This window comes from Candidatus Nanosalina sp. VS9-1 (assembly GCF_047555085.1).
GTDB lineage: Archaea > Nanohalarchaeota > Nanosalinia > Nanosalinales > Nanosalinaceae > Nanosalina.
Genome location: NZ_CP180230.1, coordinates 197,402 through 211,716, shown reverse-complemented (window position 1 = coordinate 211,716; position 14,315 = coordinate 197,402). Strand labels below are relative to the sequence as shown.

At 46.4% G+C, this 14,315-nt stretch carries 15 protein-coding genes; 10 read left to right on the top strand and 5 right to left on the bottom strand.

The window, feature by feature from the left end; translation table 11 throughout:
• The first annotated feature begins 51 nt into the window (after positions 1-51).
• The 3 genes from thrS (at position 52) to ACK3SF_RS01230 (ending at position 4,374) form a co-directional block, all read left to right on the top strand.
• Positions 52-1,974: a threonine--tRNA ligase gene (gene thrS / locus ACK3SF_RS01240; protein ID WP_414838006.1), complete on the top strand. Its 1,923-nt coding sequence runs from the start codon at positions 52-54 to the stop codon at positions 1,972-1,974.
• A gap of 64 nt (positions 1,975-2,038) precedes the next feature.
• Positions 2,039-3,214, top strand: coding sequence for an MFS transporter (locus ACK3SF_RS01235; protein ID WP_414838005.1), 1,176 nt, complete (start codon positions 2,039-2,041; stop codon positions 3,212-3,214).
• Between the two features lie 53 nt (positions 3,215-3,267).
• On the top strand, positions 3,268-4,374 hold the full coding sequence (locus ACK3SF_RS01230; RefSeq protein WP_414838004.1) for an aminopeptidase: 1,107 nt from the start codon (positions 3,268-3,270) through the stop codon (positions 4,372-4,374).
• 1 nt (position 4,375) lies between these two features.
• Here ACK3SF_RS01230 and ACK3SF_RS01225 read toward each other — a convergent pair whose 3' ends face one another.
• Positions 4,376-4,771 (bottom strand): hypothetical protein, encoded by a 396-nt coding sequence (locus ACK3SF_RS01225; RefSeq protein WP_414838003.1) that lies wholly within the window; start codon positions 4,769-4,771, stop codon positions 4,376-4,378.
• A 102-nt stretch (positions 4,772-4,873) separates the two neighbouring features.
• Between ACK3SF_RS01225 and ACK3SF_RS01220 the strand changes: the two genes are divergently transcribed.
• The 7 genes from ACK3SF_RS01220 to ACK3SF_RS01190 all read left to right on the top strand — a co-directional run bounded on the left by ACK3SF_RS01220 (position 4,874) and on the right by ACK3SF_RS01190 (position 10,629).
• Positions 4,874-5,281: a 30S ribosomal protein S19e gene (locus tag ACK3SF_RS01220; RefSeq protein WP_414838002.1), complete on the top strand. Its 408-nt coding sequence runs from the start codon at positions 4,874-4,876 to the stop codon at positions 5,279-5,281.
• Positions 5,282-5,312: 31 nt separating this feature from the next.
• Positions 5,313-5,639, top strand: a complete 327-nt coding sequence (locus ACK3SF_RS01215) for a DNA-binding protein (RefSeq protein WP_414838001.1) — start codon at positions 5,313-5,315, stop codon at positions 5,637-5,639.
• Positions 5,640-5,672: 33 nt separating this feature from the next.
• Entirely contained in the window at positions 5,673-5,843 is a 171-nt protein-coding gene (gene rpl39e / locus ACK3SF_RS01210; RefSeq protein ID WP_414838000.1) for a 50S ribosomal protein L39e, read from the top strand.
• Positions 5,844-5,921: 78 nt separating this feature from the next.
• Positions 5,922-6,578 carry a translation initiation factor IF-6 gene (locus ACK3SF_RS01205; RefSeq protein ID WP_414837999.1) on the top strand — a complete coding sequence of 219 codons (657 nt, stop codon included), beginning with the start codon at positions 5,922-5,924 and terminating at the stop codon, positions 6,576-6,578.
• Positions 6,579-6,649: 71 nt separating this feature from the next.
• Positions 6,650-9,181: a phosphoenolpyruvate synthase gene (gene ppsA / locus ACK3SF_RS01200; RefSeq protein WP_414837998.1), complete on the top strand. Its 2,532-nt coding sequence runs from the start codon at positions 6,650-6,652 to the stop codon at positions 9,179-9,181.
• A 36-nt stretch (positions 9,182-9,217) separates the two neighbouring features.
• Positions 9,218-9,625, top strand: a complete 408-nt coding sequence (locus ACK3SF_RS01195) for a hypothetical protein (protein WP_414837997.1) — start codon at positions 9,218-9,220, stop codon at positions 9,623-9,625.
• A gap of 50 nt (positions 9,626-9,675) precedes the next feature.
• Positions 9,676-10,629 carry a helix-turn-helix transcriptional regulator gene (locus tag ACK3SF_RS01190; protein WP_414837996.1) on the top strand — a complete coding sequence of 318 codons (954 nt, stop codon included), beginning with the start codon at positions 9,676-9,678 and terminating at the stop codon, positions 10,627-10,629.
• 17 nt (positions 10,630-10,646) lie between these two features.
• On the opposite strand, the gene ACK3SF_RS01185 is transcribed toward ACK3SF_RS01190, so the two are convergent.
• Genes ACK3SF_RS01185 through ACK3SF_RS01170 form a run of 4 tightly spaced genes read right to left on the bottom strand, consistent with a single transcriptional unit; the run spans position 10,647 to position 14,305 of the window.
• Positions 10,647-10,943 carry a hypothetical protein gene (locus tag ACK3SF_RS01185; protein WP_414837995.1) on the bottom strand — a complete coding sequence of 99 codons (297 nt, stop codon included), beginning with the start codon at positions 10,941-10,943 and terminating at the stop codon, positions 10,647-10,649.
• A 1-nt stretch (position 10,944) separates the two neighbouring features.
• Positions 10,945-11,622: a hypothetical protein gene (locus ACK3SF_RS01180; RefSeq protein ID WP_414837994.1), complete on the bottom strand. Its 678-nt coding sequence runs from the start codon at positions 11,620-11,622 to the stop codon at positions 10,945-10,947.
• A gap of 2 nt (positions 11,623-11,624) precedes the next feature.
• Positions 11,625-13,049 (bottom strand): glycosyltransferase family 39 protein, encoded by a 1,425-nt coding sequence (locus ACK3SF_RS01175; protein WP_414837993.1) that lies wholly within the window; start codon positions 13,047-13,049, stop codon positions 11,625-11,627.
• Entirely contained in the window at positions 13,049-14,305 is a 1,257-nt protein-coding gene (locus ACK3SF_RS01170; RefSeq protein WP_414837992.1) for a glycosyltransferase, read from the bottom strand. Before ACK3SF_RS01170 ends, ACK3SF_RS01175 begins: the two co-directional genes overlap by 1 nt.
• Between the last annotated feature and the right edge of the window lie 10 nt (positions 14,306-14,315).

Genomic DNA, 14,315 nt, shown 5'->3' with positions numbered 1-14,315 from the left:
TAGCTGTCAAAATCTTTTCTATCAAATTAGAAACTTTGCAGGAGATCTCTCATGATTGAAGTAGAACTACCAGATGGCTCCAGTTTAGAAGTAGAAGAAAACTCGACAGTAGAAGATGTGGCCTACGAGATAGGAACAGGCCTTGGAGACGATACAGTAGCCGGAAAGATCAACGGCGAACTCGTAGCCAAAGAGGAACATGTCTCAGACGGAGATACCGTCCACATAGTAACAGATCAGAGCGAAGAATACATCGAAGTCCTGCGCCACAGCGCCGCACACGTATTCGCACAGGCCTTGAAGAGGATCTACGGCGACGAAGTAAAGCTTACGATCGGACCTTGGACTGATGAAGGATTCTACTACGATATCGACGGAGTCGATCTGGATCAGGAGGATTTCGAAGAAATCGAGGAAGAGATGCAGAATATAATCGAAGAAGATCTTCCGATAGAACGTGAACTAGTCCCACGAGAAGAGGCTGAAGATTTCTTCGAGGACAACGAGTATAAACGAGAGATCCTGGATGAAGAGGCCTCTGAAGGAGACAAAGTTTCCTTTTACAAGCAGGGAGAGTTCAAGGACTTATGTAAAGGCCCTCACGTAGAATCTACGGGGGAAGTTGAGGCCTTCAAGCTTCTGGAGATCGCTGGCGCCTACTGGAGAGGCGATGAGGAGAACGAGATGCTTACAAGAGTTTATGGAACAGCTTTCTCCTCCGAGGCAGATCTCGAAGATTTCATGGAGAAGCGCAGAGAGGCTGAAAAGCGTGATCACAGGAGGATCGGACAGGAGATGGAACTGTTCTCGATCCCTGATTTCTCGCCAGGTGCCGCACATTTCCACAGAGATGGGATGAAGATGAGAAGAGAGCTCGAGGAATACATCCGCCAGAAGAATAAAGAACTCGGCTACGAGGAAGTCTGGACACCAGAACTGAATAAAGCAGAGCTATGGAAGAAAACGGGGCACTACGAGGCCTTCAAGGAGGAAGGCGAGATGTTTGCCTGGGAGCAAAACGATGAAGAGTACGGCCTCAAGCCTATGAACTGTGCGAACCATTCGCATATATTTGACTCCGGTAAAAGGAGTTACAAAGAGCTGCCTATCAAGCTTTCCGAGTTCGGGACAGTTTACAGGAATGAACAGAGTGGAGAGCTTTCAGGCCTTTTACGCGTTAGAGGTATGACCCAAGACGATGGCCACGCCTATATCCGTAAGGATCAGATCGAGGAGGAGATCAAGAAGCATCTCCAGATCATTATCGAGATGTACGATGAGTTCGGATTTAATGTCAACTTTATACTCGAGACAAAGCCTGAGAAGGCTCAGGGACCGGATGAATTATGGGAAGAAGCAGAAAGCTCCCTGAAGAACGCGTTAGATGAGAAAGTAGATGACTATGTGATTAACGAGGAAGAAGGAGCGTTCTACGGGCCTAAGATCGGTGTCGAGGTGGAAGATGCGATCGGAAGAGAATGGCAGCTGGGTACAGTCCAGCTCGATTTCGTCATCCCGCGTAACTACGGACTGAAGTACGTCGGAGAGGACAACGAGGACCATTACCCCGTCATGATCCATCGTGCGATCCTCGGATCTATCGAACGTTTCATGGGAGTCATGATCGAACACTTTGCAGGAGACTTCCCGACATGGCTTGCACCGGAACAGGTGCGTATCCTTCCTGTAACGGATGACAACAAGGCCTATGCTGAAAAGATCCAGAAAGAACTTTCAAAGTTCAGAGTGGAGATCGAGGATCGTTCCTGGACCGTCGGGAAGAAGATTCAGGCCGCTCACGACGACAACGTGCCATACATGCTTATTCTTGGAGATGACGAGGAAGAGGCCGGGAACATTTCCGTCAGAGATAGAGAAGAGCGTGAAGAAGGTGACGTAGATCTGGAAGAGTTCAGAGAGGCCTTGAGACAGGAGGTTGAGGACAAGAGCCTGGAGCCAGAGTTCCTGGGCTGAGGCCTCCATCTCTTCTTTTTTATCAAATTTTTTCTTTTTATTCTACAAGTTCAAATTTTTCCGTATGAATGAATTCAAATCTCTGGAAAGCAATATCTGGAAGATCTATCTGCGGAAGATAATCTCCAGTTTCGCTCTTTTCACACCTGTAATCGTACTTTTCTTCCTTGATAACGGCCTTTCGATGACAGAGGTGGCTTTACTGCAGACTGCGTATTCTGTAACTGTTGTAGGCCTGGAAGTACCTTCAGGATATTTTGCAGATCTTTACGGGCGACGGACAAGCCTGACACTTTCAGGACTATTCCTGGCTGCTGGTATAGGCCTCTACAGCATTGGTACAGGATTCTACGAGTTTTTGCTGGCTGAGATGATTTTCGGAGTGGGTGCAGTCCTTGAATCCGGCGTATTATCGGCAGTGATGTATGATTCACTGCAGGAGCTGGATCTTGAAGATAAGTACAATCAGATATGGGGGAAAGCAACGTTTTACGGCCTTGTATCTGTCGCTGTTGCCAGTATACTTGGAGGATTTATCGGAGAGTTCAGTCTGAGAGCCGCAATCATGGCCATGGTGCCTCTCTACATTTTGCTGATTCCTCTATCGCTTTCGCTGAGGGAGCCTTCAAAGCACGAGGATCTGAAAGATGAGAGCTCAAGGAAGCTGAAGGGGATACTGAAGTACTGTGTCAACAGTGTGAAGATAAGATGGCTTGTAGTCTACGCTGCTATAATCGCAGCAGCCGGTAAATCAGCTTACTACCTGTACCAGCCATACTTCCAGATTTCCGGGATACAGGTAGCCTACTTCGGACTGATCTTCGCAGGCCTCAGCATAATCTCTGCTGTAGCCGCCAGAAAGGCCTACACACTGGAGAACTTTCTGGGCCGGAGAAAATCACTTCTATCACTTCTAGGCGTCACAGTGGCAGCTATAACGCTACTCGGCTTTTTCCAGAACATTGCAGTTGTCGTCTTCGCAGCCTGTCTGAGCGCAGTCAGAGGATTCTCGAAGCCGGTTATCTCGGATTATCTTAATGGACTGATCTCATCGGAGATGCGAGCCACAGTGCTTTCTGTTAGAGGCCTTGTCTCCAGAGCTGCTTTCGCTGTGTCATTCCCTGTTGTAGGTCTTGTAGTTGATACTTACAGCTATCAGGTAGCTTTCAATGTCATAGCAGCTTCTACAGGGTTCATCGGGCTTTTGGCTTTCATCCTCCTTTTGAGACACTGGAGATAATTTTCAGGCCTCCGGGAATTTAGAATAAAAAACTGGAGTCAGAATTTCTGTACATGGTTGAAGAACGGATCAAGGAATTTGCAGAAGTTATTGTTGAAAAAGCAGCAGAGGTCGAAAAGGGAGATAACGTATCTATAATGGCGAAGTCTCTTCAGGCACTTCCACTTTTCAAGGAGGTACGGAGACAGGTTATAGACAAAGGAGCTTTCCCTTACGAGCATCTGTTATACGATACTATGTCAGGAGAGATGAAAGATTATTACTGGATGAAAAATGCTTCCGATGAGCAGATGAACGAGTTCTCGGAGGCCCGTATGGAGGAGATGGAGAACATGGATGCTGTGATCAAGATCAAAGGCCTTGATAATTTCCAGGAGCTTTCCTCTATCGACGCAGACAGGATCTCTAGGTGGAGAAGCACCACGCGAGATATCATCAATGAAAGAGTAAGGACTAAATGGGTTCTGGCAGCTTATCCTACTGACGGCCTTGCACAGCAGTCAGAGATGTCTACAGAGGAATTTGAGGACTTTGCTATCGATGCAGTTGTGAAAACTGACTGGGAGGATCTGGAGAGAAAGAATCAGGAGATAAAAGAGATTTTTGATGCCGGGGATACAGTCAGGATAGTCGATGACACCACAGATATCGAGATAAGTATCGAGGGCCGTGAAGGAGTCACCGCTGACGGTAACCACAATCTCCCGGATGGAGAGGTTTTCTACGCACCTGTCAAGGATTCTCTGGAAGGTCATATAGAGTTCAGCTATCCGGTCACTGCAGAAGGAAACGAGATCAAGGGAATACGACTGGAGTTTAAGGAAGGCCGTATAGTTGATTTCTCGGCAGATCAAAACGAGGAGTTCCTCAAGGAGATGATAAACACTGATGACGGTTCAAAGTACATCGGAGAGCTGGGAATCGGTACAAATAGACAGATCGACAGATACATCAAGTACACACTCTTCGACGAGAAGATCGGCGGAACGATCCATATGGCTATAGGAAGAGCATACGAAGATTGCATGCCGGAAGGAGAGGAACCTAACGAGTCAAGCATCCACTGGGACATCGTGAAAGATCTCAGAGAACGCGCAGGCGGCGGAAAAATATTCGTCGACGGCGAACTAGTCCAGGAAAACGGAGAATGGGTGTACTGAACTAGGAGGAATTCAATTCCGGTACATCTATATCATAGGCCTGAGACCATTCGTTACAGCTTTTTCCGAATACGTCGAGGGCCTGTACCGGTATTCCATCTGCCGAGTTTTCACAGGCGGAAGTGATTACATCGTACTGTTCGCATTGTTGAGGTAAGTCGTAGAATGTTTCCTGAGTCTGGAGACCTATACAGCCGTTTTCTGTCGGGATGCCTCTGCATATAGATACTTGCTGTGAGCACGTGGCTTCGGACTGCACGGTCCGGAATCCGTAGCCGAGTGAGAAAAGGATGAAGATAAGTATGACTATACCGAGGAAAAGCAGCGGCATCGCCCATTCCGGAAGCTCTTCTATATCCTGTAAAGTTGGTAGCCGGGATATTTCAGGCCTCTCCATCACGTAGTTTTTCTGGAGGCCTGCGTATTAATGTTTGTATCCTATCCTGAAATCGACAGGTTCGCGGGTGATTTAAAAGTTTTTGAACATCGGTTTTGTTGTATGACGACGGTTTATGATGTAAAAGCAGAACCTCTGATTATGGAGGTTGCAGATAAGCTTGAAGACGACTTTGAGGCCCCTGAATGGACAGATTATGTAAAAACAGGGAGTGATAAAGACACTCCTCCACAGCAGGAGAACTGGTACCATATCAGAAGTGCCGCTATCCTGAGAAGAATCTATACTGATGGACCTCTTGGAGTTTCCAAGCTTCGAACTATCTTCGGCGGTAACAAGAACAACGGCCACGGACCTGAGCACCACGGAAAGGCCTCAGGAAAAGTCATCAGAACTGCTCTTCAGAATCTTGAAGAAGCAGGATACCTCGAGACAGAGGAAGGAGAAGGACGTAAATTGACTGATGAAGGCCGCAGTTTCCTTGACGAAAAATCCGAAGAAGTAGCATAAAAATCAGGCCTCAAAACGAGGTGGAGAAAGAATGTCTGACGATGAGCTTGACAGGCTTCGTGAAGAGAAGATGAAGGAGCTTCAGGAGCAGCAACAGAGTCAAGAAGAGCAAGTTGAGCAGCAGCGTCAGGCGATAAAAGAGAAGGCCTCCAAATATCTCAGCGATGAGGCCCGTTCCAGGCTTGGAAATGTCAGGATGGCCAGGCCTGAACTTGCTCAGAGCGTTGAGGCGCAGATAGCACGGCTCGGAGAGATGGGCCGCATACAGAAGGTTGGTGACGAAGACTTGAAGGATATCCTCCGTGATCTTCAGAGCGAGAAGGAAGATAGCGAGGGTAATATAAGCTTCAGGAGATGATTTGAGGTATAAAGCAATAATTGGTGTTCAATAATGAGTTCAAACAAAAGTTCCACACTTAAGAAGAAGCTGGCAAAAGCCAACAAGAAGGCGAAGTCAGCCCCACGATGGGTTTCACTGAAGGCTTTCGGCCTTGACAGAGCTGCAAAACGCTCAATTAAACCTAGGAAGGATAGGCACTGGAGAAGAAACAGTATAGAGTGAAAGATTCTCTTTATACTTCTCTAGTTCAGGCCTCAGCTTTTCCTGCAGAAAATTTTCTTTCCGGAGCAGTGAATATACTTGGAAATTGAAAGATACGACTATCTCGGCAACAGCAACATAGGATTTTACGCTACTGTTACGAGCAGTCAGGCTATCTTCCCTCCAGAGTTCTCCCGGAAGGAAATATTTGATGTAGAGAACAGTGCAGAGACATATATCGCAAAGACCCGTCTTGTAGGCCTGTTCACAGCAGGAAACTCGAACTGTATACTGATACCTGAGACTGTAAGCAGCAGAGAGAAGGCCAAGCTGGAGGAATCAGGCGTTGATTTCAAGGTTCTTGAGACACAGGAGACAGCGCTCGGCAATCTTATTCTTGCGAACGATAAAGGTGCTATAGTAAGCAAAGTTCTCGAAGACGATATAGATGAGATTGAAGAGGTACTGGAAGTACCTGTTGAAGTTGGTGAAGTTGCCGGAATCTCAAATCCCGGCGTATGCGCTCTTGCGAACTCTATAGGATCTGTTATCCATAGAGAGGCCTCTGAAGACGAGGCAAAGCATATCAAAGAAGTTATGGATCTTGAGGATATCGATATCGGGACAACTAACGGAGGATCTCCTTTTGTAGGTGCTGGTGCTCTTGCGAACGATTCTGCTATCCTTGTCAGCGAGGACACGACAGGTCCAGAGGTCGGAAGGATCGATCGAACAATGGTAAGACACGACGAATAAAGCCTATACAGATTTTTCACTTTTCTATACTAACAAGTCCTTTTTATGGCGGCGAGGCCCAGTTAGATTGTATGAAGAACGTCCTGGGATTCGGAGAAATCACGGCCGATTATACATCGAAAGTCGGCGGAAAAGGCGCAAATCTTGGAGAATTAAGGAACGAGACAGAGGTGCCTGTTCTGCCAGGCTATGCCACTACTTCAGAGGCCTATGACACATTTATCCGTGAGACAGGATTGAAGGATAAGATCGAGAGACTTCTTGACGGCCTGGATACAGATGATGTTCACGATCTGCAGAGGCGTGGAGAACAGATCCGCGCACATATCAAAGAGGCAGATATGCCGCAGGAACTGCGTGAGGATTTTGTAGAGGCCTACAGAACTCTTGAAGATGAGATAGGTGTCGATGATCCAATGGTTGCTGTGCGTTCATCGGCTACTGCTGAGGATCTTCCCGGTGCTTCTTTTGCTGGGCAGCAGGAGACTTATCTGAATGTTTCAGGTGAGCAGGATCTTATCAAGCGTATCAAGGACTGTTTTGCCTCGCTTTTCACGAATCGTGCGATAAGTTACAGGGAGGATAAAGGTTTCTCTCATTTCGATGTGAAGCTTTCTGCTGTAGTGCAGAAGATGGGACGCTCCGATATCGGGGCCTCTGGAGTCATGTTCAGTATGGATCCTGATTCCGGTTTCGATGGAGTGGTGACGATCAACGCTTCGTATGGATTGGGTGAGTACGTTGTACTTGGAGAGGTTAATCCCGATGAGTTCACTGTTTTCAAGAATAATCTTGGTATAATCGAAAAGAAGCTTGGTGACAAGGAGAAGAAGCTTGTAAGGAACGAGAATCATGAAGAGGGAGATAATGAGGAGAACAGGAAAGTCAAAGTTCCTCAGGAGGAGCGGGATCAGTTCTGTATTACAGATAATCAGGTAAAAGAACTGGCAAAGTACGCTGTGAGAATCGAGGAGCACTACGGAAAGCCTATGGATATCGAATGGGTGCTGGACGGACAGACCAAGAAGCTTTACATTGTACAGGCAAGGCCTGAGACAGTACAGTCGGAGAAAGATGAAAACGTAATTGAAGACCACAAACTTGAGGAGGAGTCCGAGGTGATTCTTGAGGGAAGCGCTATCGGATCGAAGATTGGCTCAGGTACAGCACATGTTCTCTCGTCGCCGAAGGAGATCGATCAGTTCGAGGAAGGAGAAGTTCTTGTCACGGATATGACTGATCCTGACTGGGAGCCGATCATGAAGAAGGCCGGAGCGATAATAACGAACAAAGGAGGCCGTACAAGTCACGCTGCGATCGTCTCAAGGGAGCTTGGAGTACCTGCCGTGATCGGAACGGAGAATGCAACATCAGTTATCTCAGACGGCGATAAAGTTACAGTTGACTGCTCATCCAGTACAGGAAAGATATGGGACGGGGAACTGGAGTTCAACGTTGAGGAACACCACCTCGAGGAGATTCCGGAGACTGATACCGATGTACAGGTGAATATTGGAGAGCCAAGCGAGGCCTTCCACCTTGCGCAGTTGCCTGTTGATGGAGTAGGCCTTGCAAGAGAAGAGTTCATAATTTCCTCTCATGTCGGCGAGCATCCCTTGAAGCTTATAGAGGAGGATCGCGGAGAAGAGTTCGTAGAGGCATTGAAGTCGGGCCTTGGAAAGATTGGAGCAGCCTTCTATCCCGATCAAGTCGTTGTACGCCTAAGCGATTTCAAGTCGGATGAGTACGCAGAGCTGGAGGGCGGCGAGGATTACGAACCGGATGAGGCTAATCCTATGATCGGATTCAGAGGAGCTTCCCGTTACTACGATGAAGAATTTTCCAAGGCCTTTGAGCTAGAGTGTAAGGCCTTGAGGAAATGTGTTGACGATCTTGGCCTTGATAATATCACCGTCATGGTTCCGTTCTGTCGTACTGTAGAGGAGGCGAAGAATGTAAGGGCTAAGATGAAAGAGTATGGACTTGATAACGGAGATATTGAGGTATTTGTGATGGCTGAGATTCCTTCAAATATTATCCGTGCAGGAGAGTTTGCTGAGTACTTTGATGGTTTCTCAGTTGGAACAAACGATCTCACACAGTTAACTCTGGGGGTGGACAGGAACAGCGACAAGTTGAAGAAGCTGTTCGATGAGAGGGATCCAGCAGTCAAGGATTCTGTCAGCAAGTTAATCCGCAGAGCACACAGAAACGATGCACACGTTGGTATATGCGGCGATGCCCCTTCAACACATGAAGACTACGCAGAGTTCCTTGTTGAGGAAGGGATTGATGCGATCTCTGTCAGCCCTGATGTAGCTCTTGAGACAATACTGAAAGTTGCCGATGCCGAAGAGGCCTCTACGGAAGACAGTGTAGAGGTCGAAGTGGATGTGAATGCAGAGATCGGTGGTTCCGCAGGGGAGATATACGATGCTTTGCGTGAGAAAGGAGAGGCTCAGGCGAACAAATTACTGAACTTTACAGGCGATCTTGATCACGAGGCCCTGAACAGAGGTCTTGGATGGCTTGCGAAGGAGGGAAAGATTGAGGTCCGTGAAGAGGACGGTGAGAAGTATTACTCGATCAGCAGTGAACGATAGGTCAGTTCTAAAAAGCTGTACCTCTTCTTATCTTTCATGGGAATAGAACTTTGGATGGTTTTCGAGGCTGTTGCCCCGACGAGAGAGGATCTTGAGAACTCTCTTGACGACCACATCGAAAAGATGAAGAGCGAGGACGAGCTTGATATCACAGAGTACGAGGTAGAGGAATCTGAAGAAGTCGAAAATCCTCATCCAGGCCTGGAAAAAGGTTTTTCACAGGTCGCTGAAGTGCGGGCAGAAGCTGAAAACTATACTCGAGCCATTAAGACCGTGATTAATTACGGGCCTACTTATGTACAGGTTGAAGGCCCTGACACGTACGAGATGGAACTCCCTGACACACAGGAAAGTCTCCAGGAAGTTGCAAATATGATGCACAAGTACGCCCAGATGGGTGTTGGAGGCGTTCTAGTATCAAATCCTGAAGCAGATGAGAACTAGCGTCTATTCACCCTAGGTAAACATAAATGTGGAGTTATTAATCTGTGAACGTGTCACCAGATTCACGTCAAGCGGAGGCCTTGAGGGCCGGAAATATCTCAGGTAAGAAAATTTTTGCCTTGCTAGCTCTTATTTTATTCGTTTCCACAGCCTCTGCTACAGATATCGTTAGAGAGGATGTTACTGTAGATCTTGCCGATTCGACAGTTGATACAGATGTTGTTGTCGGCGATCTTACCTCTAATGCGTTTATCTACATTACTTCAACAGATATATCCGATGTTAATGCTACGCTGGAAGGGGAGGAGATGAACTGCAGTACGAGGGAAATAGCTCTGGGATCGGAGATCAGATGTGAAACAGATAGAAAATCTAATTTCACAGTACATCTTAATTACCAGGTGGAGGATCTTATAGAGTATCAGGGCAAGACGAACATATTCCGTTATCAGCACCCTATCTACAGGCCTACCGATGAATACGATCTGGAAGTTATACTGCCTGAAGGAACTGCGTTGATGAACCGCGAGAATGAGTCACAGCAGGTGATCAGTCCTCTCGGCGCTGAAACAGACACTAACGGGAGACGGATATCAGTTAAATGGCATCTGGAGCCGGATCTTGGTGATACACTCAGTTTCTACATACTTTACGAGGATTTCACACCTTCAGAGGAACCTGCTTTCCAGAGCTACAGAGAGCTCCTGATAATTATTCTGGGCCTCCTGGCGATAGGGCTTGTGGCTTTCCTGGTAAGAAGAAGGCTAAGGCGGGAAAATCTTTCTGATGAGTATCCTGATCTCGATGAGGATGAAGAGGAAGTTCTGGATATACTGAAGGAAAGCGATGGAGAGTACCTCCAGAAAGATCTTGTAGATGAGCTGGACTACTCAAAGGCCAAAGTTTCAGGTATTGTCTCAGGCCTCGTGGATAAAGGAGTAATTGAGAAAAAGAAGGAAGGCCGAAGCAACAAACTTGTTATCCCGAAGAAGTACAGTTACTGAAAACAGGGAGAAAAAATTTATTTTGCAGTTGTTATCTGTATAACTTCCACGTTTTCTCCTATCTTTCTCCTGCAAACACATCTAAGATTCGATCTTTCCTCGACTTCTTCAGAGAGATTTGCCTGAAGCTTGCCTGGAAGCATGCAGTTGACAAATCCCTGATCCATCTGATCCTGAAGGCCTTGCTCAACATCCATACAGTAGTTGCGGGCCTGTCTTTCATCTTCATGAGACATGTATGAAAATGTGAGGCCTGCTGAAAGCCCTAGAATAAATACGATGGCTGCAAAAGCTGTCTTTTTTCCTCTGGACAAATTATTCACCTTGGGTGTTGACGAATTTTTCGATTTCGTCGCTCGATACCCTTCCTTCAAGACGGTTCGAGGCGTTCTCGTTGACTATAACTGTTGGTACCTCTGTGATGTTGTACTGTCTTTCAAGTATGTCGATCATACCGTCCTCCAGTTCTGTAGGAACTGTGAAGACCAGAAGCTGATCTCCGTACTTCTGTTTGAGGAATGAAAGCTGTTCCCCTGTGTATCCGCATGCATCACATTCATCAGCGTCGCCTATCTGTGTTGTGAAGTACAGAACAGTGTCAACGTTGTAGTCGCATTTATCCTGCAGTTCATCGGCGAACATCCAGTATCTCAGGCCTGAAAGGACATACAGATTCTTCATTGATTCGAAGTCATCGGAGCGGAAGAAACTGTTCTCCTCATAGTCCTGGAGATTTCCAAGCCTGTTGTTGTAATTCGCTACAATATCCTGTAGACCTGCTTCTAGGCCCTGACATGAGTCAACATTGCCTGATCTGATATAGTTTAACTGAAGTTGTTTGCTTTCAAGCTCAACGTTGTCCTGCTGTATCTCGTTCTGCAGAGAGTTGTATCTTGTATCATCGACGAAGTTACTGAAAAGTACTCCGAGTGTGAAAATCGTGATTGTCAAAACCGCTGCAAAGATATAACGGTATTTCTGGACTTCTCTCATTTTTATCTCGGCACCTCGTAAACTGTGAAGTTACGATTATAGCCTTCGATGTGAACTTTCTTAATATTCTGCTCTTCGATCTCGTTCACAACTCCATCTATATTGGACTGACAGTTAGGAATCGCATCCGTACAGTACCAGGCCCCGGAGTCAAACGCATAGTAATCAACTTCATCTTTGATACGACTGTATGTCTCGTTGATACTTTCAGGCCTCAAAGCAACATACTCAAACCTTCCGTAAATAGATATGACAGGATAATTACCTGCTACAGTACCGTTCAGCTGATCCATCTCATCCAGGAACTCCACACGATACTCGTTAGTCCACTGGTTCTGACTGTAGGTAATCGAGAAACTTATCGAAGTCAAAATCAATACTACAACGACAAAGGCCCTCATAAAGTTCTCCGATGTGAGATCAAATCTTGAAACGATCTCCTCCTCTACTATTTCCAGGCCTCTGGCAGCAAATACAGCCATCAATGGCAGGAAAAGCAGAAGGAAACGCGGCTCCTTGTGCTGATATACTGTGAAGAAGCCGTAAAGCGTGAAAAGTGCTGCTGCAAAGCTACCGTATCTCCAGTCCTTCATGTAGATTACAGCACCCAGTCCTACAGGGAAAAGAACCAGTAAAGGATTGGCAAGTACGGCCTCCCTGAGATAGTAAAGCCCAAAGAAGTATGTCTCAGGATTTGACTGCACAGGAACGCTGGCTCCTGCAGTTATAGGCCTCAGAAAATTACCGTACAGGTGCTGATTGAACAGGAAGAAAGGTGTTGCAACGGCGAAAAATCCTAAAGTGTAATAGAAAGCGTTCTTGAAGGCTTTCCAGAAATCATCTTTAACATCTCTCAGGAAAACGTATCCTGCAAGGCCTGGTCCTACTATCGCTGATGGGAATCTTGTAAGGAATGCAAGCGAGTTGAGGCCTCCTGCGAAAAGATTATCACGCTGATAAGCAAGGTATGCAGCTCCAAAGACAAGGAATGATGCCGGTATACCTGTCAAAATCATGTGAGTGTATCCATAGAACAGTGTTGTAGATGCGACTATTCCCGCTGTATATAACGCTATTTTTCTTGATATTGTTTTCTTTGTAAGGAAGTATACTGCTGCAAGGCCTGTTGAGACGGCTACTGTGGAAAGCAGGTATGGTACTCCTATCATCGGGACTCCGATCTTCCATAGCGTGCCGAGTATCACAGGAAGCATTAGAGGCCTGAAGGCTTCCCATATTCCGAATGCGCCGTCAGCGAAGAGTCTCTGTCCCATTCCTATGTATATTGAGGCATCCCATATTGGAGGTTGATTCCAGACAGTTTTGACTATGTACAGCTGTGTGAGAAAGAAGACTGAAAGTATTAGCAGGAATTTTCTGTCATTGTTCCAGATATCTGCTGCATGTTTTTCTATTTCCTGTCTCATCACCATTTCGCCTCTACATCAAAAATCATTTCCAGTAAAACTATCATGTACATGAATCCTACGAAAAGTACATACCACGCCAGGTAGATAAACGTTGGCACCACTCCCTGCTTGAGAACCTTCTCTTCAGTGTGCTGGGCGGCCATGTACGCCATGGATGCCGATACTACAAACATTGTAGCTATCATCAATATACTCGTGAAACGCATGCTGATAACAGCCCAGTAGGCCTTTTCCAGCATCAGGCCTATTGAAAGCGATCCTGCGCTGGATATGAAGTTCATTAACCCTACATGGTATATGTTGTGCAGTAGATCGTATATCGGGAGGACGGTCACGTAAGTTATTATCAGGACCGCCATCATAGACAGGACGCCTGTAAGAACTTTGGAGGTCAGTCCGAAATACCCGAAGTCGCCGTAATCTGCGTTAAACATCATTTCTCTGTACTTTATCAGGTTCTCTATAGATCCCCTGTACCATCTTTTTCTCTGGTGGTAAAGTTCCTTGAAGTTTTGAGGAACGATAGTATATACTTCACCTTTACGTGAGCTTTTCACCTTCCACTGATTTTTCTGAAGCCTGAAACAGATCTCCTGATCTTCAACTAGGGATTCTTCGTCAAAACCTCCTACCTCCTCAAGAACATCTTTCCTGTATATACTTAGAGGGCCTGGAGTAACGTGTATAGCATTGATTATGCTCATGATGCTTCTGGTGAAGATTCCAACAATATATTCGAACCACTGAACCTTCTGGATCATGTTATTCGGCTTGTAGGCCTTCATCGCAGATGCAACAGCAGCAGTATCTTCATCGAAGAGAGAAACCATGTTCTTCAGAGATTCCTCCATGATCCTGGAGTCTGCGTCTACACAGGCCATGTACTCTCCTGAAGCATTCTCAAGGCCTGTGTTCAGGGCGCCTCCCTTTCCTTTATTCTCCTGACTGATAACAGTTACAATATCATTTTCCTCGTACTCTCTGGCTCTCTCCTCTGTTCTATCTGTACTTCCATCATCTACAACGATAACCTCCATCTTGTCCCTTGGATACTCGACAGAAAGACAGGATTCTATAGTCATCCCTATACTGTCTTCCTCGTTGTAAGCAGGGATAACAAGCGTGATCGAAGGCCATTCCCCAAGCCATTCTGCCTCAGGCTTCAACTCTCCGCCCTCAAGAAATACCAGCAGCAGGAAAACTGTGACATAGATAGTCGCTCCGTAGAGCAGCCACAGTAAAACATCCATCATAACAAGAAGA

Bases quoted from the DNA above. Each gene is read 5' to 3' on its own strand.
- thrS (WP_414838006.1), top strand. From the start codon at position 52: ATGATTGAAGTAGAACTACCAGATGGCTCCAGTTTAGAAGTAGAAGAA.
- ACK3SF_RS01235 (WP_414838005.1), top strand. From the start codon at position 2,039: ATGAATGAATTCAAATCTCTGGAAAGCAATATCTGGAAGATCTATCTG.
- ACK3SF_RS01230 (WP_414838004.1), top strand. From the start codon at position 3,268: ATGGTTGAAGAACGGATCAAGGAATTTGCAGAAGTTATTGTTGAAAAA.
- ACK3SF_RS01225 (WP_414838003.1), bottom strand. From the start codon at position 4,771: ATGGAGAGGCCTGAAATATCCCGGCTACCAACTTTACAGGATATAGAA.
- ACK3SF_RS01220 (WP_414838002.1), top strand. From the start codon at position 4,874: ATGACGACGGTTTATGATGTAAAAGCAGAACCTCTGATTATGGAGGTT.
- ACK3SF_RS01215 (WP_414838001.1), top strand. From the start codon at position 5,313: ATGTCTGACGATGAGCTTGACAGGCTTCGTGAAGAGAAGATGAAGGAG.
- rpl39e (WP_414838000.1), top strand. From the start codon at position 5,673: ATGAGTTCAAACAAAAGTTCCACACTTAAGAAGAAGCTGGCAAAAGCC.
- ppsA (WP_414837998.1), top strand. From the start codon at position 6,650: ATGAAGAACGTCCTGGGATTCGGAGAAATCACGGCCGATTATACATCG.
- ACK3SF_RS01195 (WP_414837997.1), top strand. From the start codon at position 9,218: ATGGGAATAGAACTTTGGATGGTTTTCGAGGCTGTTGCCCCGACGAGA.
- ACK3SF_RS01180 (WP_414837994.1), bottom strand. From the start codon at position 11,622: ATGAGAGAAGTCCAGAAATACCGTTATATCTTTGCAGCGGTTTTGACA.
- ACK3SF_RS01175 (WP_414837993.1), bottom strand. From the start codon at position 13,049: ATGAGACAGGAAATAGAAAAACATGCAGCAGATATCTGGAACAATGAC.
- ACK3SF_RS01170 (WP_414837992.1), bottom strand. From the start codon at position 14,305: ATGATGGATGTTTTACTGTGGCTGCTCTACGGAGCGACTATCTATGTC.